The organism is Cytobacillus sp. Bva_UNVM-123, assembly GCF_046351715.2.
Taxonomy (GTDB): domain Bacteria; phylum Bacillota; class Bacilli; order Bacillales; family Cytobacillaceae; genus Cytobacillus.
In genome coordinates, this window is record NZ_CM177772.1 from 88,728 (window position 1) to 115,601 (window position 26,874).

Below are 26,874 nucleotides of genomic sequence, written 5' to 3' on the forward strand. Positions count from 1 at the left end.
ATAAAGGAAACACGATGAGTGAAGCGAGTCGATGTTGACTTATCGTAGGAGGGGGGAAGGAAGTTCGTACGTCGCTAGGCGCTGGAGCTAGACAGTTCTCTAACTTCAAAAATTTTATACTTTCTTATCTTTTAAAGAATGCAAGCGCTATCCTGTAAGTAAATGATACTTATCGGATAGCTCTTTTTTCGTAAAGATGTTCTTATATATACTCATAATTTTCTTTAACATAATGTAAAAACAGAACAATTAGTAAGCCGATAAAAATAGAAAATAGGGCTATACTAATCGATGATTATGAATGACTAGAAGTGGGTAAGTTATAAAGCGAACCTTCAATCAGAGGGGGTTTCTCCCATCCCCTACTTAGAAATTTCCGTTTCCTCAAAATCCTATAGTGGGAGTCCTACAGCCCGTTAATCTGCGACTAATTGGGCGAAAGGATGAATATTTGTAAAATAAGGCAATTTTACAGATAAAATAATTGACATTGTAGGCGATAGTTGTTAAATTTTAATTAAACCAATATAAATACTCGGAATAAGGAGTGGGGATAGATGTCACGCGTAGCAAATTCAATTGCAGAACTAGTAGGGCAAACGCCAATTGTTAAACTTAATCGACTTGTAGATGAAAATAGTGCAGACATATACTTAAAACTAGAATATATGAACCCAGGAAGCAGTGTAAAGGATCGGATTGCACTTGCAATGATAGAAGCAGCAGAAGAAAGTTGCGATTTAAAACAAGGAGCTACAATTATTGAACCGACAAGCGGCAATACCGGGATTGGCCTTGCGATGATTGCAGCAGCGAAAGGGTATAAAACGATTCTTGTTATGCCAGAAACGATGAGCTTGGAACGCCGAAACTTACTTCGTGCATATGGAGCTGATCTTGTTTTAACACCAGGACCAGAAGGAATGGGTGGGGCTATCCGTAAAGCTGAGGAGCTAGCAAATGAACATGGCTATTTCATGCCGCAACAATTTAATAATCTTTCTAACCCAGAGACTCATCGCCGCACGACAGGTAAGGAAATTACGGAGCAAATGGGTGACCAGCTTGATGCGTTTATTTCTGGAGTAGGCACAGGCGGAACGATTACAGGTGCAGGTGAAGTTCTACGTGAAAAGTATGAGAATATAAAAATTTATGCGGTAGAGCCAACAGACTCTCCTGTCCTTTCAGGTGGGAAACCAGGTCCACATAAAATCCAAGGAATTGGAGCTGGGTTTGTTCCAAAAGTTCTTAATACGGAAATTTACGATGGAATTATTAAAATTACGAATGATGAAGCATTTGAATATGCACGTAGGGCAGCGAAAGAAGAAGGAATTCTTGGTGGGATTTCTTCAGGCGCAGCCATTTCTGCGGCTTTAAAAGTAGCGAAAGAGCTTGGAAAAGGAAAAAAAGTTCTTGCTATCATTCCGAGTAACGGTGAGCGCTACTTAAGTACACCTTTATATCAATTTGAAACAGAGTAAAATAGCAAATGCATGGTAGAAGCTAGACATTGATAAGCAACAGTCTCATATAAAATGTTTTATAGAACGACTTTTTAACCGTCTATTCTATAAGGAACATTTTCAATATGGATGTTGCTTATTTTTTTTACATAAAAAATGAAAGCAGCTCTATCTTCATGTATGATAAAAAAGAGAAATGATTAGAGGTGATATTCCTATGGAACGATTTAAAATACATGCTAAAAAGATTCCTTTTTCTTATCATCAGTTTTTTTTGCAATATCGTCAGCTTGCAGGAGAGAGAAACCATCATGTCTTATTGGAAAGTGGACGAGGTGGTCGCTACAGCATTGCAGCTTTTGAGCATGAAGTGGAGTTGATTGGAAAAAACTCAAGTTTAGAAGTTATTCATGCTAATGGAAAACAAGTAGAAGAAGGTAACCCTCTATATTTAATGAAAAATTGGCTTAACCAATATGAAGTTGAAAGAAGAGAAGATCTGCCTGATTTTCAAGGTGGAGCGATCGGCTTTATTAGTTATGATTACGGTCGCTATATTGAGCTTCTGCCTGATTTAGCAAAGGATGATCTTCAAATTCCGGATATTCATTTTTTATTTTATAAGGAATGGTTTGTTTTTGATCATGAGGAAGAAGTGTTATGGTTCATGTTCCTTCATAAAGAAAATGAAGAACAACTCATGGAAAAAAGAGCAGATGAATGGGAAGTGGCTTGGACGAAGGAATATCCCGTCATTAAGTCAAAAGCTGTGTTGAAAATAGACAACCAATTAGACGTGTCCTTAGATGAGGAGCATTTTATTCAAGCGGTTGAAAAGGTACAGCATTATATTTCACAAGGGGATGTTTTTCAAGTTAATTTATCCGTTCGCCAAAGCAAGCCAATTCATGTGGAAGCATTGGATGTTTATGAACAGCTTAGAGTATTAAATCCGTCGCCATATATGGGCTATTTTCATACACCACAATATCAACTTGTGAGCGGTTCTCCTGAGTTATTGATCAAGAAAAAAGGGAATGAGGTTAGCACTCGTCCGATCGCTGGAACACGTTCACGTGGGAAGGATGAAGATGAGGATTTAAAGCTTGCAAATGAATTGATAGAAAATGAAAAAGAGCGTGCAGAGCATGTTATGCTTGTCGATTTAGAAAGAAACGATCTTGGCCGAGTATGTGAATACGGGACAGTCAACGTAAATGAGTTTATGGTGATCGAGAAATACTCCCATGTTATGCATATCGTTTCTAATGTTCAAGGGAAAATAGCAGATGATAAAGATAGTATTGATTTAATTGATGCTGTTTTTCCGGGTGGGACCATTACTGGTGCACCAAAGGTTAGGACAATGGAGATTATTGAGGAGCTTGAGCCAGTTACGAGAGGACCATATACAGGCTCATTAGGTTGGATTGGTTTTAATGGAGATTTAGAATTAAATATCATTATTCGGACAATGCTTGTGAAGGATGGAAAAGCACATGTACAAGCAGGAGCGGGGATTGTCATTGATTCAAATCCGAAAAATGAATATGAAGAATCACTAAAGAAAGCGATAGCTTTATGGAAAGCGAAGGAACTAGCTGAGGAGAAAGCAGGTGATGTTCGATGATCTTTATGATTGATAACTATGATTCATTTACATATAATCTTGTTCAATATCTTGGCGAATTAGGTGAGGAATTAATCGTTAAGCGCAATGATGAAACATCACTTGCAGAAATCAACCAATTGAAGCCGAAGTTTTTAATGATCTCCCCTGGGCCAAAAAGTCCGAATGAAGCAGGTATTAGTCTTGAGGCTATAAAAGAATTTGCGGGAGCGATTCCTTTATTCGGAGTTTGTCTTGGGCATCAAGCCATTGCACAAGTTTTTGGTGGAGATGTCGTTCAAGCTGAGCGATTAATGCATGGAAAAACATCAGACATTTATCATGATGGCAAAACCATTTTTCACGGGTTACCAAACCCATTTCCTGCAACACGTTATCATTCTTTAATTGTAAAAAAAGAAACGCTCCCATCCTGCTTAGAAGTGTCAGCTTGGACAGCAGAAGGAGAAATAATGGCGGTTCGTCATAAAGAGATGCCGATTGAGGGTGTTCAATTTCATCCTGAATCGATCATGACAACAGCGGGTAAGGATTTACTAAATAATTTCTTGAACCACTATTGCAAATTAACAGACAATCCGACCTTGCTTCAGGAAGCTAAGGCACCCCAAATTTAATTGACTATAAGTAACATGACTACAGGCTTTGAAAATAAGGGGAGATACAATTTGTTTGTCTATTTAAATGGAGAAGTTGTAAAGAAGGAAGAAGCTGTTATCTCACCTTTTGATCATGGTTTTCTTTATGGAATGGGGCTTTTTGAGACCTTTCGGGTGTATAATGGGCATCCTTTCTTGCTTGATGATCATTTGGAGCGGCTAAACAACGGTTTAAAAGCATTGAATATTCAAGTGCAATATACGAGAGAGAAAATCCTTTCTCCACTCTCGATCTTGATCGAAAAGAACAATTTAACAGATGCCTACATCCGATTAAATATATCTGCTGGGATAGGCGAAATTGGCTTGCAAACAACTCCTTATGTGGAGCCTAATCTGATGATTTTTGCAAAATCACTGCCGCAAATGAACACTCTAGAAAAGACAGCGGTGATTTTAAATATAAAGCGCAATACTCCTGAGGGATATGAGCGGCTTAAGTCACATCATTATCTAAACAATATTTTAGCCAAAAGAGAAATAGGTGATAAGCCTGACTATGAAGGTATTTTTCTTACAACGGAAGGCTATTTAGCTGAAGGGGTCGTCTCTAATTTATTTTGGATAAAAGACAATGTCTTGTATACACCTACGATAGACACAGGAATTTTAAATGGAATTACAAGACAGTTTGTTATGAAGCTCGCTCGTAAAAATGGGATGGACATTCAAGAAGGATTTTTTCTCAGAGATTCTGTAATGGAGGCAGACGAGATTTTCGTAACAAATTCCATTCAGGAGATCATCCCAATTGTCAAGATAGATGGAATAAGTAAGCCAGGGAACAACGGTGAAGTAGTAAATGTTCTCAAGCAGCAATATCGAAATTATACTGATGCAATATGGAGCAGAAAGGAAATTTAGTGATGGCAAGTGTGATTCAGTGTGGCCCCTATACTTTAGATTATGGAAAAAAGACACTTATTATGGGGATTTTGAATATGACTCCTGATTCTTTTTCAGATGGAGGAATCTATAATCGAATTGATAAGGCGGTTGAGCGTGCACAACAAATGGTGGAGGATGGTGCACATATTATTGATATTGGTGGTGAATCAACCCGCCCTGGGTTTGCGGCTGTTCCATTAGAAGAAGAGTTGGAACGGGTTATTCCTGTTATTCAGGCAATTTCAAAAGCAGTAAAAGTCCCGATATCGATAGATACGTATAAGGCTGAAGTTGCTAAACAGGCCATTGAAGCGGGTGCTCACATTATTAATGATGTATGGGGAGCTAAAGCGGATGATCATATGGCGAATGTAGCAGCTAATTATGATGTTCCGATTATTTTAATGCACAATCGTGATAATCAACATTATACTGATTTTTATAGAGATGTCGTGAATGATTTATACGAGAGTATTGCTTTAGTGAAAAAAGCGGGTGTCAAGGATGAAAATATCATCTTAGATCCAGGTATTGGATTCGCGAAAAATCTATTTTACAATCTTGAAATGATGAGACACTTGAATAAGCTTGTTTCGATTGGTTATCCAGTATTATTAGGGACATCTAAGAAATCGATGATTGGAAATGTGCTTAATTTACCTGTGGAAGAAAGGATGGAGGGCACGGGAGCGACCGTGTGCTACGGAATCCAAAAAGGGTGCCAAATTGTTCGAATTCATGATGTAAAGGAAATGGCAAGAATGGCAAAAATGATGGATGCATTAGTTGGAAAGGATCTTTCTAATGGATAAAATTATTTTAACTAAAATGGCTTTCTACGGATATCATGGTGTTTTTTCTGAAGAAACGACACTAGGGCAACGATTTATACTTGATTTAATTGTTGAGACTGATTTGAAAAAGGCTGGCGAAACAGATAGCCTCGAGGCATCAATCAATTATGGAGAAATCTATCAAGTTTGTAAAGATATCGTTGAAGGAAAACCATATAAGCTAATTGAGAGTGTAGCTGAAACAATTGCAAAGGAATTATTAGGTCGGTTTCACGCCATTTTTCAAGTAACGGTAAAGGTAATAAAGCCTGATCCTCCTATTCCGGGACACTATGAATCAGTGGCTGTTGAAATTACAAGGAGTAGGTAAAATGATGGAAAATATTGCATATATCTCTCTTGGTTCAAATATGGATGATCGCAGTGGGAATTTAAAGGCGGCGATCTCATATTTACATGCACATTCTGAAGTGTTAGTCGTAACCACTTCTTCTACTTACGAGACAGATCCTGTTGGTTATGAAGAGCAAGATCAATTTTTAAATATGGTTGTAGAAGTAAAAACGAAATTAAGCCCGTTTGAATTACTAATTATTTGCCAAGAAATCGAAAAAAATCTTGGGAGAAAAAGGGAAATTCGTTGGGGCCCTCGAACTATAGATCTTGACATCTTATTGTATAATCAAGAAACGATTACATCAGAGAAGTTAATCGTGCCTCATCCTCGGATGCATGAGAGGGCCTTTGTTATTGTTCCTCTATTAGAGATCGAGTCTAGTATTAAGCTCCCGATGATGGAAAAACCTTTACGATCGGTCTTAGAGGATATATCTGATAGAGAGGGAGTACGAATATGGAAGCAGAAAAATGGGGAAGACGTATTCGCGCTTTTCGAAAATTAAAAGGGCATACTCAGGAAGGCTTCGCTAAAGAGTTAGGTATATCTGTTTCGATACTAGGGGAGATTGAAAGAGGAAATAGAATGCCTGATTCTGATTTTATTAAGCAAGTTGCTGATGTGTTAAATATTACCGTTGGAGATCTGACTCCAGCAGAGGATAATGAATAAGTGAAGAATTGACGAGTTGGTGAATTAGCTTCAGTACCTCCCCCAACGATAGACACACTGAGTCACTCGGGAGCCTGACTTTGTTTTCAAAGGATTGAAGTTTAATGTAAAAACACTTAAGTCGGCAATGCGTATTTCTTAGGAGGTTCATTTATGTTTAAAATAGGCGATATTGAGTTAAAAAACCGCGTCGTCTTAGCGCCTATGGCAGGAGTATGCAATTCGGCATTTCGCTTAACAGTTAAAGAATTTGGTGCAGGATTAGTTTGTGCTGAGATGGTTAGTGATAAAGGAATTGTTTTTAAAAACGAGAAAACGATGAATATGCTTTATATAGATGAACGAGAAAAGCCATTAAGCCTGCAAATCTTCGGTGGGGAAAAAGAAACGTTAGTTGAAGCAGCGCAATTTGTTGATAAAAATACAAATGCAGATATTATTGACATCAACATGGGCTGTCCTGTTCCGAAAATAACAAAATGTGATGCAGGTGCCAAATGGCTGCTTGATCCAAATAAAATTTATGAAATGGTTTCTGCTGTAACAGCTGTCGTAGAAAAGCCAGTAACGGTTAAAATGCGCATGGGCTGGGATGAAAATCATATTTATGCTGTAAAAAATGCTCAAGCAGTTGAACGTGCGGGAGGGAAAGCAGTATCTTTACATGGTCGTACACGTGTACAAATGTATGAAGGAATAGCTAATTGGGATATTATTCGTGAGGTTAAACAAAATCTTAATATTCCTTTGATTGGCAATGGGGATGTTAGTAGTCCTCAAGATGCTAAACGCATGCTTGAAGAAACAGGCTGCGACGGAGTGATGATCGGAAGAGCTGCATTAGGAAATCCGTGGATGATTTATCGTACAGTTAAATATCTTGAGACAGGTGAATTAATGGATGAGCCAAGTGTACGCGAAAAGATCGATGTATGCATTCTTCATTTAGATCGTTTAATTGCCTTAAAGAATGAAGATATTGCTGTTCGGGAAATGCGCAAGCATGGCGCTTGGTATTTGAAAGGAATTCGCGGCAATGCTATGGTTCGTAATGCTATAAATGAGTGCAACACGAGAGAAGAGCTTGTTAGTCTATTAAATGATCTTGTAATAGAAGCTGAGCAGAAAGAAAGAAGCCAAAGCCAAGCAGGATAAGGGCTACTGTTTGACACAGTTGCCTTCTTTAACTATAATACCTTTATTACAAAGACAACTGCCAGTGGACTTGCTGGCAGTTTTTATTCTATTTATAAATATAAATGATGTCTGTATTTGCAGCTTTGTGTAAAATATAGAAGGATAGCAATTCCTTGAAATCGTAGTTATTATGATTTACATAAAAGTTTTACAAAATGGAGATGATACAAGTGAGTCAAAGTCATGAGGAGTTAAATGACCAAATAAAAGTGAGAAGGGAAAAAATGCACAGCCTACGTGAAAGTGGGCTTGATCCGTTTGGAAAAAGATTTGTCCGTTCTCATCAATCTAAAGACATTATTGATCAATATGAAGCCCTTGAAAAAGAACAACTAGAAGAGAAAAATGTATCTGTAACGATTGCTGGACGCATTATGACGAAGCGAGGAAAAGGTAAAGCGGGCTTCGCTCATATCCAGGACCTTACAGGACAAGTTCAAATCTATGTTCGAAAAGACGCAGTCGGTGACGAAACATATGAAATTTTTGATTCAGCGGATTTAGGAGACATTATTGGAGTATCAGGAACACTTTTTAAAACAAAAGTAGGGGAGCTTTCTATTAAAGTTCATGAGTTTGAATTATTAACGAAAGCATTGCGACCTCTTCCTGACAAATTCCATGGATTAAAGGATGTTGAACAGCGCTATCGTCAGCGTTATTTAGATTTAATTATGAGTCAGGAAAGCAAATCTACTTTTGTTACCCGCAGCCGCATTATTCAATCCATGCGCCGCTATCTTGATAATCATGGCTACCTCGAAGTTGAAACACCAATGATGCATGCTATTGCAGGTGGAGCTTCAGCCAGACCATTTGTTACTCATCATAATGCGCTTGATATGGAACTATATATGCGTATTGCGATCGAACTTCATTTAAAGAGATTAATTGTAGGTGGATTAGAAAAGGTTTATGAAATTGGTCGTGTTTTTAGGAATGAAGGAGTTTCAACAAGACATAATCCGGAATTTACAATGATTGAATTATATGAGGCTTATGCTGATTACCGTGATATTATGAGCCTGACTGAAAATTTAATAGCTCATATTGCAAAAGAAGTACTCGGAACAACAACAGTGCAATACGGAGAATATGAAGTTGACTTAAAGCCAGAATGGAAGAGACTTCATATGGTTGACGCAATTAAGGAATATACAGGTGTGGACTTCTGGAAAGAGATGAGTAAAGAAGAAGCACATGCATTAGCAAGAGAGCATGGAATCGAAGTGACAGAGCACATGCAATATGGTCACGTTGTAAATGAGTTCTTTGAGCAAAAAGTGGAGGAAAAGTTAATCCAACCGACATTCATTTATGGGCACCCAGTTGAAATTTCCCCACTTGCTAAGAAAAATGAAGCTGATCCACGTTTTACTGATCGCTTTGAGTTATTTATTGTTGCACGTGAACATGCGAATGCATTCACAGAATTAAATGATCCAATTGACCAAAGAGAACGCTTCGAAGCACAACTTAAAGAACGTGAACAAGGAAATGACGAAGCTCATATGATGGATGATGATTTCGTTGAAGCATTAGAATACGGAATGCCACCTACAGGTGGACTAGGAATCGGAATTGATCGTCTTGTTATGCTATTAACCAATTCTCCATCTATAAGAGATGTACTACTGTTTCCACTTATGCGTCATCGTTAATTATAGTATTAAAGGAAAGCAAAGCGTTTTTTATGCGCTTTGCTTTTTCTTCAAAAGTGTAGAATTATATGAATAGTTTTTCTTTGCTTTTCTTTAAAAAAGGATTGCAACACATTAAATCTGGTGGTATATTATTATCTGTTGCCGAAAGAAATGACTTTCATCATTATGTTTTTTTAAAAAAAGTTATTGACTTTAAGCAGTGGATTTGATAGTATTAAAAAGTCGCCTTGAGCGATAAGTTATAAAACAACTTACTGAAATCAATAATAAATTGACGTCAGTAACCTTGTTCTTTGAAAACTGAACGAACAAAAACGTCAACGTTATTCTTTAGTCTTTTTTGAAAAGACAATTTATGAGCTAATCAACTCACATCTTATCGCGTATTAACGCGCAGTAATATCCTTGCGGATAACTGCCCGTAAATACCCGATTGATTCGACTAACCATCACGGGGAAAAACACCCCGCGAAGGAAGTCTCATCTTATTGGAGAGTTTGATCCTGGCTCAGGACGAACGCTGGCGGCGTGCCTAATACATGCAAGTCGAGCGAACTTTTGGGAGCTTGCTCCCAAAAGTTAGCGGCGGACGGGTGAGTAACACGTGGGCAACCTGCCTGTAAGACGGGGATAACTTCGGGAAACCGGAGCTAATACCGGATAACTCTTTTCCTCCCATGAGGAAAAGCTGAAAGATGGCTTTTGCTATCACTTACAGATGGGCCCGCGGCGCATTAGCTAGTTGGTGAGGTAACGGCTCACCAAGGCCACGATGCGTAGCCGACCTGAGAGGGTGATCGGCCACACTGGGACTGAGACACGGCCCAGACTCCTACGGGAGGCAGCAGTAGGGAATCTTCCGCAATGGACGAAAGTCTGACGGAGCAACGCCGCGTGAGTGATGAAGGTTTTCGGATCGTAAAACTCTGTTGTTAGGGAAGAACAAGTATCGGAGTAACTGCCGGTACCTTGACGGTACCTAACCAGAAAGCCACGGCTAACTACGTGCCAGCAGCCGCGGTAATACGTAGGTGGCAAGCGTTGTCCGGAATTATTGGGCGTAAAGCGCGCGCAGGTGGTTCCTTAAGTCTGATGTGAAAGCCCCCGGCTCAACCGGGGAGGGTCATTGGAAACTGGGGAACTTGAGTGCAGAAGAGGAAAGTGGAATTCCACGTGTAGCGGTGAAATGCGTAGAGATGTGGAGGAACACCAGTGGCGAAGGCGACTTTCTGGTCTGTAACTGACACTGAGGCGCGAAAGCGTGGGGAGCGAACAGGATTAGATACCCTGGTAGTCCACGCCGTAAACGATGAGTGCTAAGTGTTAGGGGGTTTCCGCCCCTTAGTGCTGCAGCAAACGCATTAAGCACTCCGCCTGGGGAGTACGGCCGCAAGGCTGAAACTCAAAGGAATTGACGGGGGCCCGCACAAGCGGTGGAGCATGTGGTTTAATTCGAAGCAACGCGAAGAACCTTACCAGGTCTTGACATCCTCTGTCAACCCTAGAGATAGGGCTTTCCCCTTCGGGGGACAGAGTGACAGGTGGTGCATGGTTGTCGTCAGCTCGTGTCGTGAGATGTTGGGTTAAGTCCCGCAACGAGCGCAACCCTTGATCTTAGTTGCCAGCATTCAGTTGGGCACTCTAAGGTGACTGCCGGTGACAAACCGGAGGAAGGTGGGGATGACGTCAAATCATCATGCCCCTTATGACCTGGGCTACACACGTGCTACAATGGATGGAACAAAGGGCTGCGAGACCGCGAGGTTAAGCCAATCCCATAAAACCATTCTCAGTTCGGATTGCAGGCTGCAACTCGCCTGCATGAAGCCGGAATCGCTAGTAATCGCGGATCAGCATGCCGCGGTGAATACGTTCCCGGGCCTTGTACACACCGCCCGTCACACCACGAGAGTTTGTAACACCCGAAGTCGGTGGGGTAACCTTTTGGAGCCAGCCGCCTAAGGTGGGACAGATGATTGGGGTGAAGTCGTAACAAGGTAGCCGTATCGGAAGGTGCGGCTGGATCACCTCCTTTCTAAGGAAAATGAAGTGGAAATTTCATAAAAAGACGTCATTTGTTCGTTCGGTTTTGAGAGAACAATCTCTCTTAATTATCTTGCGTAAGTAAGATGAAATAGCTGCTTAACTTTATATTGATTCGTGAATGTAAAGAGTATTTGCTCCTGCGCCACAGCCTATTCGAGGAAGTAATTCTTCAGCTCGTCGCAAGGCAGCACGAAGCTTTATCTAAGAAGCTTATTCACGATGTGATTGAAGTCAGTAGCCTCGTTCCTTGAAAACTAGATAATGAAAGAAGAAGAAAAACCGAGTAATCGCCATTTTAGTATTTCTCTCTATTATTTAATAGAGTAAAAACCAATCACAATTCTTGCGAATTGTGAGGGTAATGAGAAGCAAGTAGATCAAGGAACCAAGTGAGTGAACCCCGGAGTGTGCATCAGCACATGAGGAGGTGAACGAGCGTAGGTGACGCAGAGATACGCCGCTTATCATTAGCCGAACAGGTTAAGTTAGAAAGGGCGCACGGTGAATGCCTAGGCACTAGGAGCCGATGAAGGACGGGACTAACACCGATATGCTTCGGGGAGCTGTAAGTAAGCTTTGATCCGGAGATTTCCGAATGGGGGAACCCGCTGTTCGTAATGGAACAGTATCTTTACCTGAATACATAGGGTATAGAAGGCAGACCCGGGGAACTGAAACATCTAAGTACCCGGAGGAAGAGAAAGCAAACGCGATTCCCTGAGTAGCGGCGAGCGAAACGGGATTAGCCCAAACCAAGAGGCTTGCCTCTTGGGGTTGTAGGACACTCTACACGGAGTTACAAAGGAATGAGGTAAATGAACAGGTCTGGAAAGGCCGGCCAGAGAAGGTAAAAGCCCTGTAGTTGAAACTTCGTTCCCTCCAGAGTGGATCCTGAGTACGGCGGGACACGTGAAATCCCGTCGGAAGCAGGGAGGACCATCTCCCAAGGCTAAATACTCCCTAGTGACCGATAGTGAACCAGTACCGTGAGGGAAAGGTGAAAAGCACCCCGGAAGGGGAGTGAAATAGTTCCTGAAACCGTGTGCCTACAAGTAGTCAGAGCCCATTAACGGGTGATGGCGTGCCTTTTGTAGAATGAACCGGCGAGTTACGATTACATGCGAGGTTAAGTTGAGAAGACGGAGCCGCAGCGAAAGCGAGTCTGAATAGGGCGAATGTAGTATGTGGTCGTAGACCCGAAACCAGGTGACCTACCCATGTCCAGGTTGAAGTCCAGGTAACACTGGATGGAGGACCGAACCCACGCACGTTGAAAAGTGCGGGGATGAGGTGTGGGTAGCGGAGAAATTCCAATCGAACTTGGAGATAGCTGGTTCTCTCCGAAATAGCTTTAGGGCTAGCCTCATGTAGTAAGAGTCTTGGAGGTAGAGCACTGTTTGGACTAGGGGCCCCCATCGGGTTACCGAATTCAGACAAACTCCGAATGCCAAAGACTTATCCATGGGAGTCAGACTGCGAGTGATAAGATCCGTAGTCAAGAGGGAAACAGCCCAGACCACCAGTTAAGGTCCCAAAGTATACGTTAAGTGGAAAAGGATGTGGAGTTGCTTAGACAACCAGGATGTTGGCTTAGAAGCAGCCACCATTTAAAGAGTGCGTAATAGCTCACTGGTCGAGTGACTCTGCGCCGAAAATGTACCGGGGCTAAACGTATCACCGAAACTGTGGATGGACACCGTATGGTGTCCGTGGTAGGAGAGCGTTCTAAGGGCGTTGAAGCTAGACCGTAAGGACTAGTGGAGCGCTTAGAAGTGAGAATGCCGGTATGAGTAGCGAAAGATGGGTGAGAATCCCATCCACCGAATGCCTAAGGTTTCCTGAGGAAGGCTCGTCCGCTCAGGGTTAGTCGGGACCTAAGCCGAGGCTGAAAAGCGTAGGCGATGGACAACAGGTTGATATTCCTGTACCACCAAATTACCGTTTGAGCAATGGGGGGACGCAGGAGGATAGGGTAAGCGCGCTGCTGGAATAGCGCGTCCAAGCAGTTAGGCTGATAATGAGGCAAATCCCATTATCGTGAAGGCTGAGCTGTGACGGCGAGGGAAATAGAGTACCGAAGTTCCTGAATCCACACTGCCAAGAAAAGCCTCTAGCGAGGTAACAGGTGCCCGTACCGCAAACCGACACAGGTAGGCGAGGAGAGAATCCTAAGGTGAGCGAGAGAACTCTCGTTAAGGAACTCGGCAAAATCACCCCGTAACTTCGGGAGAAGGGGTGCTCATTTGGGTGAATAGCCCGGATGAGCCGCAGTGAATAGGCCCAGGCGACTGTTTAGCAAAAACACAGGTCTCTGCGAAGCCGCAAGGCGAAGTATAGGGGCTGACGCCTGCCCGGTGCTGGAAGGTTAAGAGGAGGGGTTAGCGTAAGCGAAGCTCTGAATTGAAGCCCCAGTAAACGGCGGCCGTAACTATAACGGTCCTAAGGTAGCGAAATTCCTTGTCGGGTAAGTTCCGACCCGCACGAAAGGCGTAACGATCTGGGCACTGTCTCAACGAGAGACTCGGTGAAATTATAGTACCTGTGAAGATGCAGGTTACCCGCGACAGGACGGAAAGACCCCGTGGAGCTTTACTGTAGCCTGATATTGAATTTCGGTACAGCTTGTACAGGATAGGTAGGAGCCTAGGAAGCCGGAGCGCCAGCTTCGGTGGAGGCATCGGTGGGATACTACCCTGGCTGTATTGAAATTCTAACCCGCGCCCCTTATCGGGGCGGGAGACAGTGTCAGGTGGGCAGTTTGACTGGGGCGGTCGCCTCCTAAAGAGTAACGGAGGCGCCCAAAGGTTCCCTCAGAATGGTTGGAAATCATTCGTAGAGTGTAAAGGCACAAGGGAGCTTGACTGCGAGACCTACAAGTCGAGCAGGGACGAAAGTCGGGCTTAGTGATCCGGTGGTTCCGCATGGAAGGGCCATCGCTCAACGGATAAAAGCTACCCCGGGGATAACAGGCTTATCTCCCCCAAGAGTCCACATCGACGGGGAGGTTTGGCACCTCGATGTCGGCTCATCGCATCCTGGGGCTGTAGTCGGTCCCAAGGGTTGGGCTGTTCGCCCATTAAAGCGGTACGCGAGCTGGGTTCAGAACGTCGTGAGACAGTTCGGTCCCTATCCGTCGTGGGCGCAGGAAATTTGAGAGGAGCTGTCCTTAGTACGAGAGGACCGGGATGGACGCACCGCTGGTGTACCAGTTGTCTTGCCAAAGGCATAGCTGGGTAGCTATGTGCGGACGGGATAAGTGCTGAAAGCATCTAAGCATGAAGCCCCCCTCGAGATGAGATTTCCCATAGCGCAAGCTAGTAAGACCCCTGAAAGATGATCAGGTTGATAGGTTTGAGGTGGAAGCGTGGTGACACGTGGAGCTGACAAATACTAATCGGTCGAGGACTTAACCAAAAACGAAAAGCGGAAGTGCCTTGCTTAGGGGCGACAAGCTTAAGACGAGACGGCGAGAAGGTTGTACTTTAACCTTCTTGACGGATTGGCTTAAGACCTCGAGCCCCTAGGCACTGGAGCTGGACACGCTTTAAGATTACTCTTTCTTCTTCTTATTATCTAGTTTTGAGGGAACGAAACCTCAATTTAATAAAAAGTTTAGTGGCGATAGCGAGAAGGTCACACCCGTTCCCATCCCGAACACGGAAGTTAAGCTTCTCAGCGCCGATGGTAGTTGGGGGCTCTCCCCCTGTGAGAGTAGGACGCCGCTAAGCTTTTAATATGGAGGATTAGCTCAGCTGGGAGAGCATCTGCCTTACAAGCAGAGGGTCGGCGGTTCGATCCCGTCATCCTCCACCATAATGAGCCGGCCTAGCTCAATTGGTAGAGGATTCTGGAAGCTTGCAGTCCGGAGCTTTACGTCCTCGAATAGCTAGCTGGAGGAATCTGCAACAAATCACACAGGGATTTGCCGCACATATACTAATGCTATTTAAATTCTAAACATATATTTCATATGCCGGCCTAGCTCAATTGGTAGAGCAACTGACTTGTAATCAGTAGGTTGGGGGTTCAAGTCCTCTGGCCGGCACCAGATTTTAAAAGATTACAGCCACGAAGCTTTTCTTCAACGAATGGTAAGCTTTTAAAATCTGCGACAAAGACCAAAGGGCTTTGGAGCATATTTATTACTACTATCAAAATTCAGTTTTTAAAACTTTGAATTTGAGCCATTAGCTCAGTCGGTAGAGCATCTGACTTTTAATCAGAGGGTCGCAGGTTCGAATCCTGCATGGCTCACCACTTTAAATATGCGGGTGTGGCGGAATTGGCAGACGCACTAGACTTAGGATCTAGCGCCGCGAGGCGTGGGGGTTCGACTCCCTTCACCCGCACTTTTCATAATATGCGGAAGTAGTTCAGTGGTAGAACACCACCTTGCCAAGGTGGGGGTCGCGGGTTCGAATCCCGTCTTCCGCTCCATAATGTGCCGGGGTGGCGGAACTGGCAGACGCACAGGACTTAAAATCCTGCGGTAGGTGACTACCGTACCGGTTCGATTCCGGTTCTCGGCACCATTATATTGCGCCCGTAGCTCAATTGGATAGAGCGTCTGACTACGGATCAGAAGGTTATGGGTTCGACTCCTTTCGGGCGCGTTTGTTTTTTCGGGAAGTAGCTCAGCTTGGTAGAGCACTTGGTTTGGGACCAAGGGGTCGCAGGTTCGAATCCTGTCTTCCCGACCACTAAATTTACGGGGCCTTAGCTCAGCTGGGAGAGCGCCTGCCTTGCACGCAGGAGGTCAGCGGTTCGATCCCGCTAGGCTCCACCAAAAAAACAAAAAAGTTGTTGACATGATATTTCAAACATGTTATCATTGAAAAGTCGCTTTAGAGTGATGGAGTAAAAACAACTTACTGAAAAACAATGATAAATTGTAATCAGTAGCCTTGTTCTTTGAAAACTGAACGAACAAAAACGTCAACGTTATTCTTTAGTCTTTTTTGAAAAGACAATTTATGAGCTAATCAACTCACATCTTATCGCGTATTAACGCGCAGTAATATCCTTGCGGATAACTGCCCGTAAATACCCGATTGATTCGACTAACCATCACGGGGAAAAACACCCCGCGAAGGAAGTCTCATCTTATTGGAGAGTTTGATCCTGGCTCAGGACGAACGCTGGCGGCGTGCCTAATACATGCAAGTCGAGCGAACTTTTGGGAGCTTGCTCCCAAAAGTTAGCGGCGGACGGGTGAGTAACACGTGGGCAACCTGCCTGTAAGACGGGGATAACTTCGGGAAACCGGAGCTAATACCGGATAACTCTTTTCCTCCCATGAGGAAAAGCTGAAAGATGGCTTTTGCTATCACTTACAGATGGGCCCGCGGCGCATTAGCTAGTTGGTGAGGTAACGGCTCACCAAGGCCACGATGCGTAGCCGACCTGAGAGGGTGATCGGCCACACTGGGACTGAGACACGGCCCAGACTCCTACGGGAGGCAGCAGTAGGGAATCTTCCGCAATGGACGAAAGTCTGACGGAGCAACGCCGCGTGAGTGATGAAGGTTTTCGGATCGTAAAACTCTGTTGTTAGGGAAGAACAAGTATCGGAGTAACTGCCGGTACCTTGACGGTACCTAACCAGAAAGCCACGGCTAACTACGTGCCAGCAGCCGCGGTAATACGTAGGTGGCAAGCGTTGTCCGGAATTATTGGGCGTAAAGCGCGCGCAGGTGGTTCCTTAAGTCTGATGTGAAAGCCCCCGGCTCAACCGGGGAGGGTCATTGGAAACTGGGGAACTTGAGTGCAGAAGAGGAAAGTGGAATTCCACGTGTAGCGGTGAAATGCGTAGAGATGTGGAGGAACACCAGTGGCGAAGGCGACTTTCTGGTCTGTAACTGACACTGAGGCGCGAAAGCGTGGGGAGCGAACAGGATTAGATACCCTGGTAGTCCACGCCGTAAACGATGAGTGCTAAGTGTTAGGGGGTTTCCGCCCCTTAGTGCTGCAGCAAACGCATTAAGCACTCCGCCTGGGGAGTACGGCCGCAAGGCTGAAACTCAAAGGAATTGACGGGGGCCCGCACAAGCGGTGGAGCATGTGGTTTAATTCGAAGCAACGCGAAGAACCTTACCAGGTCTTGACATCCTCTGTCAACCCTAGAGATAGGGCTTTCCCCTTCGGGGGACAGAGTGACAGGTGGTGCATGGTTGTCGTCAGCTCGTGTCGTGAGATGTTGGGTTAAGTCCCGCAACGAGCGCAACCCTTGATCTTAGTTGCCAGCATTCAGTTGGGCACTCTAAGGTGACTGCCGGTGACAAACCGGAGGAAGGTGGGGATGACGTCAAATCATCATGCCCCTTATGACCTGGGCTACACACGTGCTACAATGGATGGAACAAAGGGCTGCGAGACCGCGAGGTTAAGCCAATCCCATAAAACCATTCTCAGTTCGGATTGCAGGCTGCAACTCGCCTGCATGAAGCCGGAATCGCTAGTAATCGCGGATCAGCATGCCGCGGTGAATACGTTCCCGGGCCTTGTACACACCGCCCGTCACACCACGAGAGTTTGTAACACCCGAAGTCGGTGGGGTAACCTTTTGGAGCCAGCCGCCTAAGGTGGGACAGATGATTGGGGTGAAGTCGTAACAAGGTAGCCGTATCGGAAGGTGCGGCTGGATCACCTCCTTTCTAAGGAAAATGAAGTGGAAACTTCATAAAAAGACGTCATTTGTTCGTTCGGTTTTGAGAGAACAATCTCTCAAAACTTCGTTCTTTGAAAACTAGATAATGAAAGAAGAAGAAAAACCGAGTAATCGCCATTTTAGTATTTCTCTCTATTATTTAATAGAGTAAAAACCAATCACAATTCTTGCGAATTGTGAGGGTAATGAGAAGCAAGTAGATCAAGGAACCAAGTGAGTGAACCCCGGAGTGTGCATCAGCACATGAGGAGGTGAACGAGCGTAGGTGACGCAGAGATACGCCGCTTATCATTAGCCGAACAGGTTAAGTTAGAAAGGGCGCACGGTGAATGCCTAGGCACTAGGAGCCGATGAAGGACGGGACTAACACCGATATGCTTCGGGGAGCTGTAAGTAAGCTTTGATCCGGAGATTTCCGAATGGGGGAACCCGCTGTTCGTAATGGAACAGTATCTTTACCTGAATACATAGGGTATAGAAGGCAGACCCGGGGAACTGAAACATCTAAGTACCCGGAGGAAGAGAAAGCAAACGCGATTCCCTGAGTAGCGGCGAGCGAAACGGGATTAGCCCAAACCAAGAGGCTTGCCTCTTGGGGTTGTAGGACACTCTACACGGAGTTACAAAGGAATGAGGTAAATGAACAGGTCTGGAAAGGCCGGCCAGAGAAGGTAAAAGCCCTGTAGTTGAAACTTCGTTCCCTCCAGAGTGGATCCTGAGTACGGCGGGACACGTGAAATCCCGTCGGAAGCAGGGAGGACCATCTCCCAAGGCTAAATACTCCCTAGTGACCGATAGTGAACCAGTACCGTGAGGGAAAGGTGAAAAGCACCCCGGAAGGGGAGTGAAATAGTTCCTGAAACCGTGTGCCTACAAGTAGTCAGAGCCCATTAACGGGTGATGGCGTGCCTTTTGTAGAATGAACCGGCGAGTTACGATTACATGCGAGGTTAAGTTGAGAAGACGGAGCCGCAGCGAAAGCGAGTCTGAATAGGGCGAATGTAGTATGTGGTCGTAGACCCGAAACCAGGTGACCTACCCATGTCCAGGTTGAAGTCCAGGTAACACTGGATGGAGGACCGAACCCACGCACGTTGAAAAGTGCGGGGATGAGGTGTGGGTAGCGGAGAAATTCCAATCGAACTTGGAGATAGCTGGTTCTCTCCGAAATAGCTTTAGGGCTAGCCTCATGTAGTAAGAGTCTTGGAGGTAGAGCACTGTTTGGACTAGGGGCCCCCATCGGGTTACCGAATTCAGACAAACTCCGAATGCCAAAGACTTATCCATGGGAGTCAGACTGCGAGTGATAAGATCCGTAGTCAAGAGGGAAACAGCCCAGACCACCAGTTAAGGTCCCAAAGTATACGTTAAGTGGAAAAGGATGTGGAGTTGCTTAGACAACCAGGATGTTGGCTTAGAAGCAGCCACCATTTAAAGAGTGCGTAATAGCTCACTGGTCGAGTGACTCTGCGCCGAAAATGTACCGGGGCTAAACGTATCACCGAAACTGTGGATGGACACCGTATGGTGTCCGTGGTAGGAGAGCGTTCTAAGGGCGTTGAAGCTAGACCGTAAGGACTAGTGGAGCGCTTAGAAGTGAGAATGCCGGTATGAGTAGCGAAAGATGGGTGAGAATCCCATCCACCGAATGCCTAAGGTTTCCTGAGGAAGGCTCGTCCGCTCAGGGTTAGTCGGGACCTAAGCCGAGGCTGAAAAGCGTAGGCGATGGACAACAGGTTGATATTCCTGTACCACCAAATTACCGTTTGAGCAATGGGGGGACGCAGGAGGATAGGGTAAGCGCGCTGCTGGAATAGCGCGTCCAAGCAGTTAGGCTGATAATGAGGCAAATCCCATTATCGTGAAGGCTGAGCTGTGACGGCGAGGGAAATAGAGTACCGAAGTTCCTGAATCCACACTGCCAAGAAAAGCCTCTAGCGAGGTAACAGGTGCCCGTACCGCAAACCGACACAGGTAGGCGAGGAGAGAATCCTAAGGTGAGCGAGAGAACTCTCGTTAAGGAACTCGGCAAAATCACCCCGTAACTTCGGGAGAAGGGGTGCTCATTTGGGTGAATAGCCCGGATGAGCCGCAGTGAATAGGCCCAGGCGACTGTTTAGCAAAAACACAGGTCTCTGCGAAGCCGCAAGGCGAAGTATAGGGGCTGACGCCTGCCCGGTGCTGGAAGGTTAAGAGGAGGGGTTAGCGTAAGCGAAGCTCTGAATTGAAGCCCCAGTAAACGGCGGCCGTAACTATAACGGTCCTAAGGTAGCGAAATTCCTTGTCGGGTAAGTTCCGACCCGCACGAAAGGCGTAACGATCTGGGCACTGTCTCAACGAGAGACTCGGTGAAATTATAGTACCTGTGAAGATGCAGGTTACCCGCGACAGGACGGAAAGACCCCGTGGAGCTTTACTGTAGCCTGATATTGAATTTCGGTACAGCTTGTACAGGATAGGTAGGAGCCTAGGAAGCCGGAGCGCCAGCTTCGGTGGAGGCATCGGTGGGATACTACCCTGGCTGTATTGAAATTCTAACCCGCGCCCCTTATCGGGGCGGGAGACAGTGTCAGGTGGGCAGTTTGACTGGGGCGGTCGCCTCCTAAAGAGTAACGGAGGCGCCCAAAGGTTCCCTCAGAATGGTTGGAAATCATTCGTAGAGTGTAAAGGCACAAGGGAGCTTGACTGCGAGACCTACAAGTCGAGCAGGGACGAAAGTCGGGCTTAGTGATCCGGTGGTTCCGCATGGAAGGGCCATCGCTCAACGGATAAAAGCTACCCCGGGGATAACAGGCTTATCTCCCCCAAGAGTCCACATCGACGGGGAGGTTTGGCACCTCGATGTCGGCTCATCGCATCCTGGGGCTGTAGTCGGTCCCAAGGGTTGGGCTGTTCGCCCATTAAAGCGGTACGCGAGCTGGGTTCAGAACGTCGTGAGACAGTTCGGTCCCTATCCGTCGTGGGCGCAGGAAATTTGAGAGGAGCTGTCCTTAGTACGAGAGGACCGGGATGGACGCACCGCTGGTGTACCAGTTGTCTTGCCAAAGGCATAGCTGGGTAGCTATGTGCGGACGGGATAAGTGCTGAAAGCATCTAAGCATGAAGCCCCCCTCGAGATGAGATTTCCCATAGCGCAAGCTAGTAAGACCCCTGAAAGATGATCAGGTTGATAGGTTTGAGGTGGAAGCGTGGTGACACGTGGAGCTGACAAATACTAATCGGTCGAGGACTTAACCAAAAACGAAAAGCGGAAGTGCCTTGCTTAGGGGCGACAAGCTTAAGACGAGACGGCGAGAAGGTTGTACTTTAACCTTCTTGACGGATTGGCTTAAGACCTCGAGCCCCTAGGCACTGGAGCTGGACACGCTTTAAGATTACTCTTTCTTCTTCTTATTATCTAGTTTTGAGGGAACGAAACCTCAATTTAATAAAAAGTTTAGTGGCGATAGCGAGAAGGTCACACCCGTTCCCATCCCGAACACGGAAGTTAAGCTTCTCAGCGCCGATGGTAGTTGGGGGCTCTCCCCCTGTGAGAGTAGGACGCCGCTAAGCAAAATGGAGAACAGCTAAAATTTTTAGCTGTTTTTTTGTTTTTCATCATCCATTACACATAGATTGAATAGTATTGATCAGCTTAAGTGTACAATCTATGAAAATAGAAATTTTAAAGGTGATGTGGTAGTGACAACAAAAGAAGGCAAGGTTATTGCCGAGGAAATTGTCATCGTCACAAATTATGTTTACAAAGTAATAGGAAGATCTATCATACCAGTCGAACGTTTAATAATTGCTATAGAAAACTATAGATCGATTTTCATAAGAGGTTGCTCCTGATCTCAGTAATATTGAACTAGGACTGAATGAGGGAAGATGAGCATTATGCAATTTACTTCAATTGAATTCAACTTTGCTTTAAGCCTATGGGGTTGTCCTATGGATTCGAACAGAGTAGCTTTTTCAGTCTAACTTTCTTGTTTCTAATATCAAGCTATGTTTGAAAACGAAAAAAATAGGAGAAATTAATAATACGTGTTCATTGCGCGGGAAATTAAAGTTATGTATAATTAATGTCAAATATAGTCAAAGTCAGATAGGGGGGAGGATTAGTGAGAAATATTTCAGATATCATCGAGAGCTACTTAAAAAAAGTTCTTGAGCTGAGCGAGAGGGAAATTGTTGAAATAAAAAGAAGTGAAATCGCTGATAAATTTCAATGTGTACCTTCACAAATCAACTATGTCATCAATACACGTTTTACTATTGAAAAGGGTTATGCTGTTGAAAGTAAACGCGGTGGCGGTGGTTATATAAGAATTATGAAAGTACAGTCGCATGATGACGCTCATTTGATTGAACAATTACTAACATTAATTCAATCTCGATTAGCACAAAGCAGTGCGGAAGATGTTATTTTACGACTTGTTGAAGAGAATATTATTACGGAAAGAGAAGCAAGGATTATGCTAAGTGCTATCGACCGTTCTGTATTATATATTGATCTTCCCTATCGGGATGAGCTTCGGGCAAGAATGTTAAAGGCAATGTTAACAACATTAAAATATAAATAAAGAATATCCGTTCAAGAAGGAGGACAAATTCCACTTTTTGAACATTCTTTCAGTAGTTGGAGAGGTGAAAATATGATCTGCGAAGAATGTAATCAAAGACCAGCAACACTTCATTTCACAAAAATAGTAAATGGAGAAAAAGCGGAGCATCATCTATGCGAAAAGTGTGCGCAGGAAAAAGGGGATATGTTCATGGTGAGTGGTACCCCTGGTTTTTCAATAAATAATTTATTAGCAGGATTATTGAATATCGAACCCGCCTTTCAACAAACAAAACAAGACCCATTCCAAAAGGAAAAGATTTTACAGTGTGAACAATGCATGATGACCTTTCAGCAATTTATTAATGTAGGAAGATTTGGCTGTGCCAATTGCTATGATGCTTTTAAAGACCAGCTTAATCCAATCTTAAAAAGATTGCATAGTGGGAACTTTGCTCATAATGGAAAAATACCTGCCCGTGTTGGAGGCACGATTCATTTACGGAAAAATATTAGTGAATTGAAGCAAAAGTTGAAAGATTTCATTTCAAACGAAGAATTTGAAAGAGCGGCAGAAGTAAGGGATGAAATCCGCATGCTTGAAAGTAAATTAAGTAGTAATAATGAGGGAGGGGAATAAGCTTGTCATTAGAACGTTTTATTAATCAAGCTGTCAGCTCCTGGATGAGTGATGAAGGCCCAGATTCAGATATTATTTTAAGTTCAAGAATTCGACTGGCAAGAAATATTAAACAATTGAAGTTCCCTACATTATTTACGAATGACGAAGGCGAGTTAGTTATTCATAAGATGAAAGAAAGGATTAGTCAGTCACCGTTTTCAAAGCTTGGAAACTTAGAGCTTTTATTAATGGATGAACTTCAGCCTCTTCAAAAAAGAGTGCTTATGGAAAAACATTTAATTAGCCCTCATCTTGCAGAGCAATCAACTTTTGGTGCATGTATTCTTTCAGAAAACGAAGAACTAAGCATCATGATAAATGAAGAGGATCATATCCGTATTCAATGTCTATTTCCAGGATTTCAATTGACAGAAGCATTAAGCTTGGCAAATGAAATTGATGACTGGCTAGAAGAAGAAATTGATTATGCATATGATGAAAATTTCGGCTATTTGACCAGTTGCCCAACAAATGTGGGAACAGGTTTAAGAGCATCTGTAATGATGCACTTACCAGGGCTTGTTCTTACACAGCAAATTAATCGAATTATCCCAGCAATCAATCAGCTCGGACTAGTAGTAAGAGGAATTTATGGTGAAGGCAGCGAAGCTTTAGGGAATATTTTTCAAATATCGAATCAAATTACCCTCGGAAAATCAGAAGAAGATATTGTTGAAGATTTAAAAAGCGTTGTCAGCCAGTTGATTTCGCAGGAAAGGTCTGCTCGCGAAGCATTAGCAAAAACTTCTGACATACAATTAGAAGATAGAGTCTTCAGGTCTTATGGAATATTATCCAACTGTCGAATTATCGAATCAAAAGAAGCGGCAAGATGCTTATCAGATGTTCGATTAGGAATTGATATGAAATATTTAAAAAATATTTCAAAAAATATTTTAAATGAATTAATGATTTTAACCCAGCCTGGATTTTTACAACAATATGCCGGAGGTCCATTAAGACCACATGAACGGGATATTCGCCGGGCATCCTTAATAAGGGAAAGAATAAAAATGGAAAAAGAAGAGATAGGAGGATGAAATCATGATGTTTGGCCGATTTACAGAAAGAGCTCAAAAAGTGTTAGCTTTAGCACAAGAAGAAGCCATTCGTTTAGGACATAATAATATTGGAACAGAGCATATTTTATTGGGTCTTGTTCGAGAAGGGGAAGGCATTGCGGCAAAAGCTCTTTACGCATTAGGACTCGGTTCTGATAAAATTCAGCAAGAGGTCGAAAATTTAATTGGTCGCGGAAAGGATTCATCCCAAGCACCTCCACATTATACACCTAGAGCCAAAAAGGTCATTGAGCTTTCAATGGATGAAGCTAGAAAGCTAGGGCACTCTTATGTTGGAACAGAGCATATATTGCTTGGTCTAATACGAGAAGGGGAAGGCGTTGCTGCAAGAGTGTTGAATAATCTTGGCGTGAGCTTAAATAAAGCTCGTCAACAAGTCCTTCAGCTATTAGGTAGCAATGAATCTGGAAGCCATCAAGGGGGTTCATCTGTTAATGCAAATACACCAACACTTGATGGATTGGCGAGAGACTTAACGGCGATTGCTCGTGAAGGGAGTCTTGATCCAGTTATTGGCCGCAGCAAGGAAATTCAGCGTGTCATTGAAGTATTAAGCCGTAGGACAAAAAATAATCCAGTGCTAATTGGTGAGCCAGGTGTTGGAAAAACGGCCATTGCTGAAGGTTTGGCACAGCAAATTATTAATAATGAGGTACCTGAGACACTTCGCGATAAAAGAGTGATGACCCTTGATATGGGTACAGTTGTGGCAGGTACTAAATATCGCGGTGAGTTCGAAGACCGATTAAAGAAAGTTATGGATGAAATTCGCCAAGCTGGCAATATTATTTTATTCATCGATGAGCTTCATACATTAATTGGAGCAGGAGGAGCAGAGGGGGCAATCGATGCTTCAAATATATTAAAACCATCTCTAGCTCGTGGTGAACTGCAATGTATTGGGGCAACAACACTTGATGAATACCGAAAATACATTGAAAAAGATGCTGCACTTGAAAGACGCTTTCAGCCTATTACTGTGGATGAACCAACTTCAGAGGAGTCCATTCAAATTTTGGAAGGCTTGCGTGATCGGTATGAAGCGCATCACCGCGTAACGATTACAGATGCAGCAATTGAAGCAGCGGTAAAGTTATCTGATCGATATATTTCTGATCGTTTCCTTCCAGACAAAGCGATCGATTTAATAGATGAGGCTGGTTCAAAGGTGAGACTTCGTTCGTATACGACTCCACCAAATTTAAAGGAGCTAGAAGTGAAGCTTGAGCATGTACGTAAAGAAAAGGATGCCGCTGTTCAAAGTCAAGAGTTTGAAAAAGCTGCTTCCTTAAGAGATACGGAGCAACGTCTTCGCGAAAAGCTTGAAGAAACGAAGAAATCATGGAAAGAAAAGCAAGGAAAAGAAAACAGTGAAGTAACAGTAGAAGATATTGCAAGTGTCGTATCGAGCTGGACGGGTATTCCTGTTTCAAAGCTAGCACAAACGGAAACAGAAAAGCTTCTAAATTTAGAAGAGATTTTACACTCAAGAATTATTGGACAGGAAGAAGCGGTTAAGGCTATTTCGAAAGCAGTCCGTCGAGCGCGCGCAGGCTTAAAAGATCCGAAACGTCCGATCGGTTCATTTGTTTTCCTTGGGCCAACGGGTGTAGGGAAAACCGAGCTCGCTCGTGCTCTTGCTGAAGTGATGTTTGGTGATGAAGATGCCATGATCAGAATTGATATGTCGGAGTATATGGAGAAGCATTCTACTTCAAGATTAGTTGGCTCTCCTCCGGGATATGTCGGGTTTGAGGAAGGTGGCCAATTAACAGAAAAGGTACGTAGAAAGCCATACTCAGTCATTCTTCTTGATGAGATTGAAAAAGCACATCCAGACGTGTTCAATATTCTTCTACAAGTACTAGAGGACGGCCGCTTAACAGATTCAAAAGGAAGAACGGTCGATTTCCGCAATACAGTGTTAATCATGACGTCTAATGTTGGTGCTCAATCATTAAAAACGAATAAATATGTAGGTTTTAATATCCAAGATGGTGAGCAGGATTATAAGGATATGAAAGGTAAAGTAATGGAGGAATTGAAAAAAGCATTCCGTCCTGAATTCCTTAATCGTATTGATGAAATCATTGTTTTCCATGCATTAGAAAGAAAGCATCTTCAGGAAATCGTTACACTTATGTCTGATCAATTAATAAAACGGTTAAAAGAACAAGAGATTGAACTTGAATTGACAGCTGCAGCGAAGGAAAAAATCGTCTCTGAGGGCTATGATCCAGAGTATGGGGCTAGACCACTGCGCCGGGCCATTCAAAAGCATATTGAAGACCGCTTATCAGAGGAGCTGCTTAAAGGAGCTATGTTTACTGGTCAACGAGTGATTATCGATGTTCGTGATGACGAGTTTGTTGTTGAAACAGGTTCAAAGAAAAGAACTGCAACACTTCAAAAGTAAATTTCTGATATTACAGAAAAGAAGGTGCACATAAAGAGCAAGTGTGCCTTCTTTTCACGATT

14 protein-coding genes, 9 tRNA genes and 6 rRNA genes are annotated in these 26,874 nt (G+C 43.8%); all 29 read left to right on the top strand.

Features of this window, described 5'->3' with window-relative positions; all coding sequences use genetic code 11:
• Nucleotides 1-557: 557 nt before the first annotated feature.
• Complete coding sequence (gene cysK, locus KDN24_RS00440; protein WP_409970734.1) at nt 558-1,487, top strand: cysteine synthase A; 930 nt, start codon at nt 558-560, stop codon at nt 1,485-1,487.
• A 199-nt stretch (nt 1,488-1,686) separates the two neighbouring features.
• Complete coding sequence (pabB, locus tag KDN24_RS00445; protein ID WP_409970733.1) at nt 1,687-3,099, top strand: aminodeoxychorismate synthase, component I; 1,413 nt, start codon at nt 1,687-1,689, stop codon at nt 3,097-3,099.
• A complete protein-coding gene (gene pabA, locus KDN24_RS00450; RefSeq protein ID WP_409970732.1) occupies nt 3,096-3,716 on the top strand; it encodes an aminodeoxychorismate/anthranilate synthase component II in 621 nt (206 codons plus the stop codon). Before pabB ends, pabA begins: the two co-directional genes overlap by 4 nt.
• Nucleotides 3,717-3,767: 51 nt before the next feature.
• The gene (gene pabC / locus KDN24_RS00455; protein WP_409970731.1) at nt 3,768-4,622 is read left to right on the top strand and encodes an aminodeoxychorismate lyase; all 855 of its coding nucleotides are present in this window, start codon (nt 3,768-3,770) and stop codon (nt 4,620-4,622) included.
• Nucleotides 4,623-4,624: 2 nt separating this feature from the next.
• Entirely contained in the window at nt 4,625-5,458 is an 834-nt protein-coding gene (gene folP, locus KDN24_RS00460) for a dihydropteroate synthase (RefSeq protein ID WP_409970730.1), read from the top strand.
• Nucleotides 5,451-5,810: a dihydroneopterin aldolase gene (gene folB, locus KDN24_RS00465; RefSeq protein ID WP_409970729.1), complete on the top strand. Its 360-nt coding sequence runs from the start codon at nt 5,451-5,453 to the stop codon at nt 5,808-5,810. Before folP ends, folB begins: the two co-directional genes overlap by 8 nt.
• Before the next feature lie 4 nt (nt 5,811-5,814).
• Nucleotides 5,815-6,342 carry a 2-amino-4-hydroxy-6-hydroxymethyldihydropteridine diphosphokinase gene (gene folK / locus KDN24_RS00470; RefSeq protein WP_409970780.1) on the top strand — a complete coding sequence of 176 codons (528 nt, stop codon included), beginning with the start codon at nt 5,815-5,817 and terminating at the stop codon, nt 6,340-6,342.
• The gene (locus KDN24_RS00475) at nt 6,294-6,509 is read left to right on the top strand and encodes a helix-turn-helix domain-containing protein (RefSeq protein WP_409970728.1); all 216 of its coding nucleotides are present in this window, start codon (nt 6,294-6,296) and stop codon (nt 6,507-6,509) included. Before folK ends, KDN24_RS00475 begins: the two co-directional genes overlap by 49 nt.
• A 153-nt stretch (nt 6,510-6,662) precedes the next feature.
• Nucleotides 6,663-7,664, top strand: coding sequence for a tRNA dihydrouridine synthase DusB (dusB, locus tag KDN24_RS00480; RefSeq protein ID WP_409970727.1), 1,002 nt, complete (start codon nt 6,663-6,665; stop codon nt 7,662-7,664).
• A 203-nt stretch (nt 7,665-7,867) separates the two neighbouring features.
• Complete coding sequence (gene lysS, locus KDN24_RS00485) at nt 7,868-9,367, top strand: lysine--tRNA ligase (RefSeq protein ID WP_491348454.1); 1,500 nt, start codon at nt 7,868-7,870, stop codon at nt 9,365-9,367.
• A gap of 488 nt (nt 9,368-9,855) precedes the next feature.
• Nucleotides 9,856-11,405, top strand: a 16S ribosomal RNA gene (locus KDN24_RS00490).
• Nucleotides 11,406-11,894: 489 nt separating this feature from the next.
• Nucleotides 11,895-14,830: ribosomal RNA gene (locus tag KDN24_RS00495) — 23S ribosomal RNA — on the top strand.
• Between the two features lie 197 nt (nt 14,831-15,027).
• Nucleotides 15,028-15,144: ribosomal RNA gene (gene rrf, locus KDN24_RS00500) — 5S ribosomal RNA — on the top strand.
• A 9-nt stretch (nt 15,145-15,153) separates the two neighbouring features.
• Nucleotides 15,154-15,229: transfer RNA gene (locus KDN24_RS00505), tRNA-Val, on the top strand.
• A 159-nt stretch (nt 15,230-15,388) separates the two neighbouring features.
• Nucleotides 15,389-15,464: transfer RNA gene (locus KDN24_RS00510), tRNA-Thr, on the top strand.
• A 133-nt stretch (nt 15,465-15,597) separates the two neighbouring features.
• Nucleotides 15,598-15,673: transfer RNA gene (locus tag KDN24_RS00515), tRNA-Lys, on the top strand.
• A 10-nt stretch (nt 15,674-15,683) separates the two neighbouring features.
• A tRNA-Leu gene (locus KDN24_RS00520) sits at nt 15,684-15,765 on the top strand.
• Nucleotides 15,766-15,778: 13 nt separating this feature from the next.
• Nucleotides 15,779-15,853, top strand: a tRNA-Gly gene (locus KDN24_RS00525).
• 6 nt (nt 15,854-15,859) lie between these two features.
• A tRNA-Leu gene (locus KDN24_RS00530) sits at nt 15,860-15,948 on the top strand.
• Nucleotides 15,949-15,955: 7 nt separating this feature from the next.
• Nucleotides 15,956-16,029, top strand: a tRNA-Arg gene (locus tag KDN24_RS00535).
• Nucleotides 16,030-16,039: 10 nt separating this feature from the next.
• Nucleotides 16,040-16,116, top strand: a tRNA-Pro gene (locus tag KDN24_RS00540).
• A gap of 10 nt (nt 16,117-16,126) precedes the next feature.
• Nucleotides 16,127-16,202, top strand: a tRNA-Ala gene (locus tag KDN24_RS00545).
• Nucleotides 16,203-16,519: 317 nt separating this feature from the next.
• A 16S ribosomal RNA gene (locus KDN24_RS00550) occupies nt 16,520-18,069 on the top strand.
• Nucleotides 18,070-18,385: 316 nt separating this feature from the next.
• Nucleotides 18,386-21,321: ribosomal RNA gene (locus KDN24_RS00555) — 23S ribosomal RNA — on the top strand.
• A 197-nt stretch (nt 21,322-21,518) separates the two neighbouring features.
• Nucleotides 21,519-21,635 (top strand): 5S ribosomal RNA (gene rrf, locus KDN24_RS00560).
• Together the 16S, 23S and 5S rRNA genes with 9 tRNA genes alongside form the textbook arrangement of a ribosomal RNA operon.
• Before the next feature lie 554 nt (nt 21,636-22,189).
• Nucleotides 22,190-22,651 (top strand): CtsR family transcriptional regulator, encoded by a 462-nt coding sequence (locus KDN24_RS00565; protein ID WP_409970873.1) that lies wholly within the window; start codon nt 22,190-22,192, stop codon nt 22,649-22,651.
• A gap of 72 nt (nt 22,652-22,723) precedes the next feature.
• A complete protein-coding gene (gene mcsA, locus KDN24_RS00570; protein ID WP_409970872.1) occupies nt 22,724-23,272 on the top strand; it encodes a protein-arginine kinase activator protein McsA in 549 nt (182 codons plus the stop codon).
• A 2-nt stretch (nt 23,273-23,274) separates the two neighbouring features.
• On the top strand, nt 23,275-24,354 hold the full coding sequence (gene mcsB, locus KDN24_RS00575) for a protein-arginine kinase McsB (RefSeq protein WP_409970871.1): 1,080 nt from the start codon (nt 23,275-23,277) through the stop codon (nt 24,352-24,354).
• 4 nt (nt 24,355-24,358) lie between these two features.
• Entirely contained in the window at nt 24,359-26,812 is a 2,454-nt protein-coding gene (gene clpC / locus KDN24_RS00580) for an ATP-dependent protease ATP-binding subunit ClpC (RefSeq protein WP_409970870.1), read from the top strand.
• The last annotated feature ends 62 nt before the right edge of the window (nt 26,813-26,874 follow it).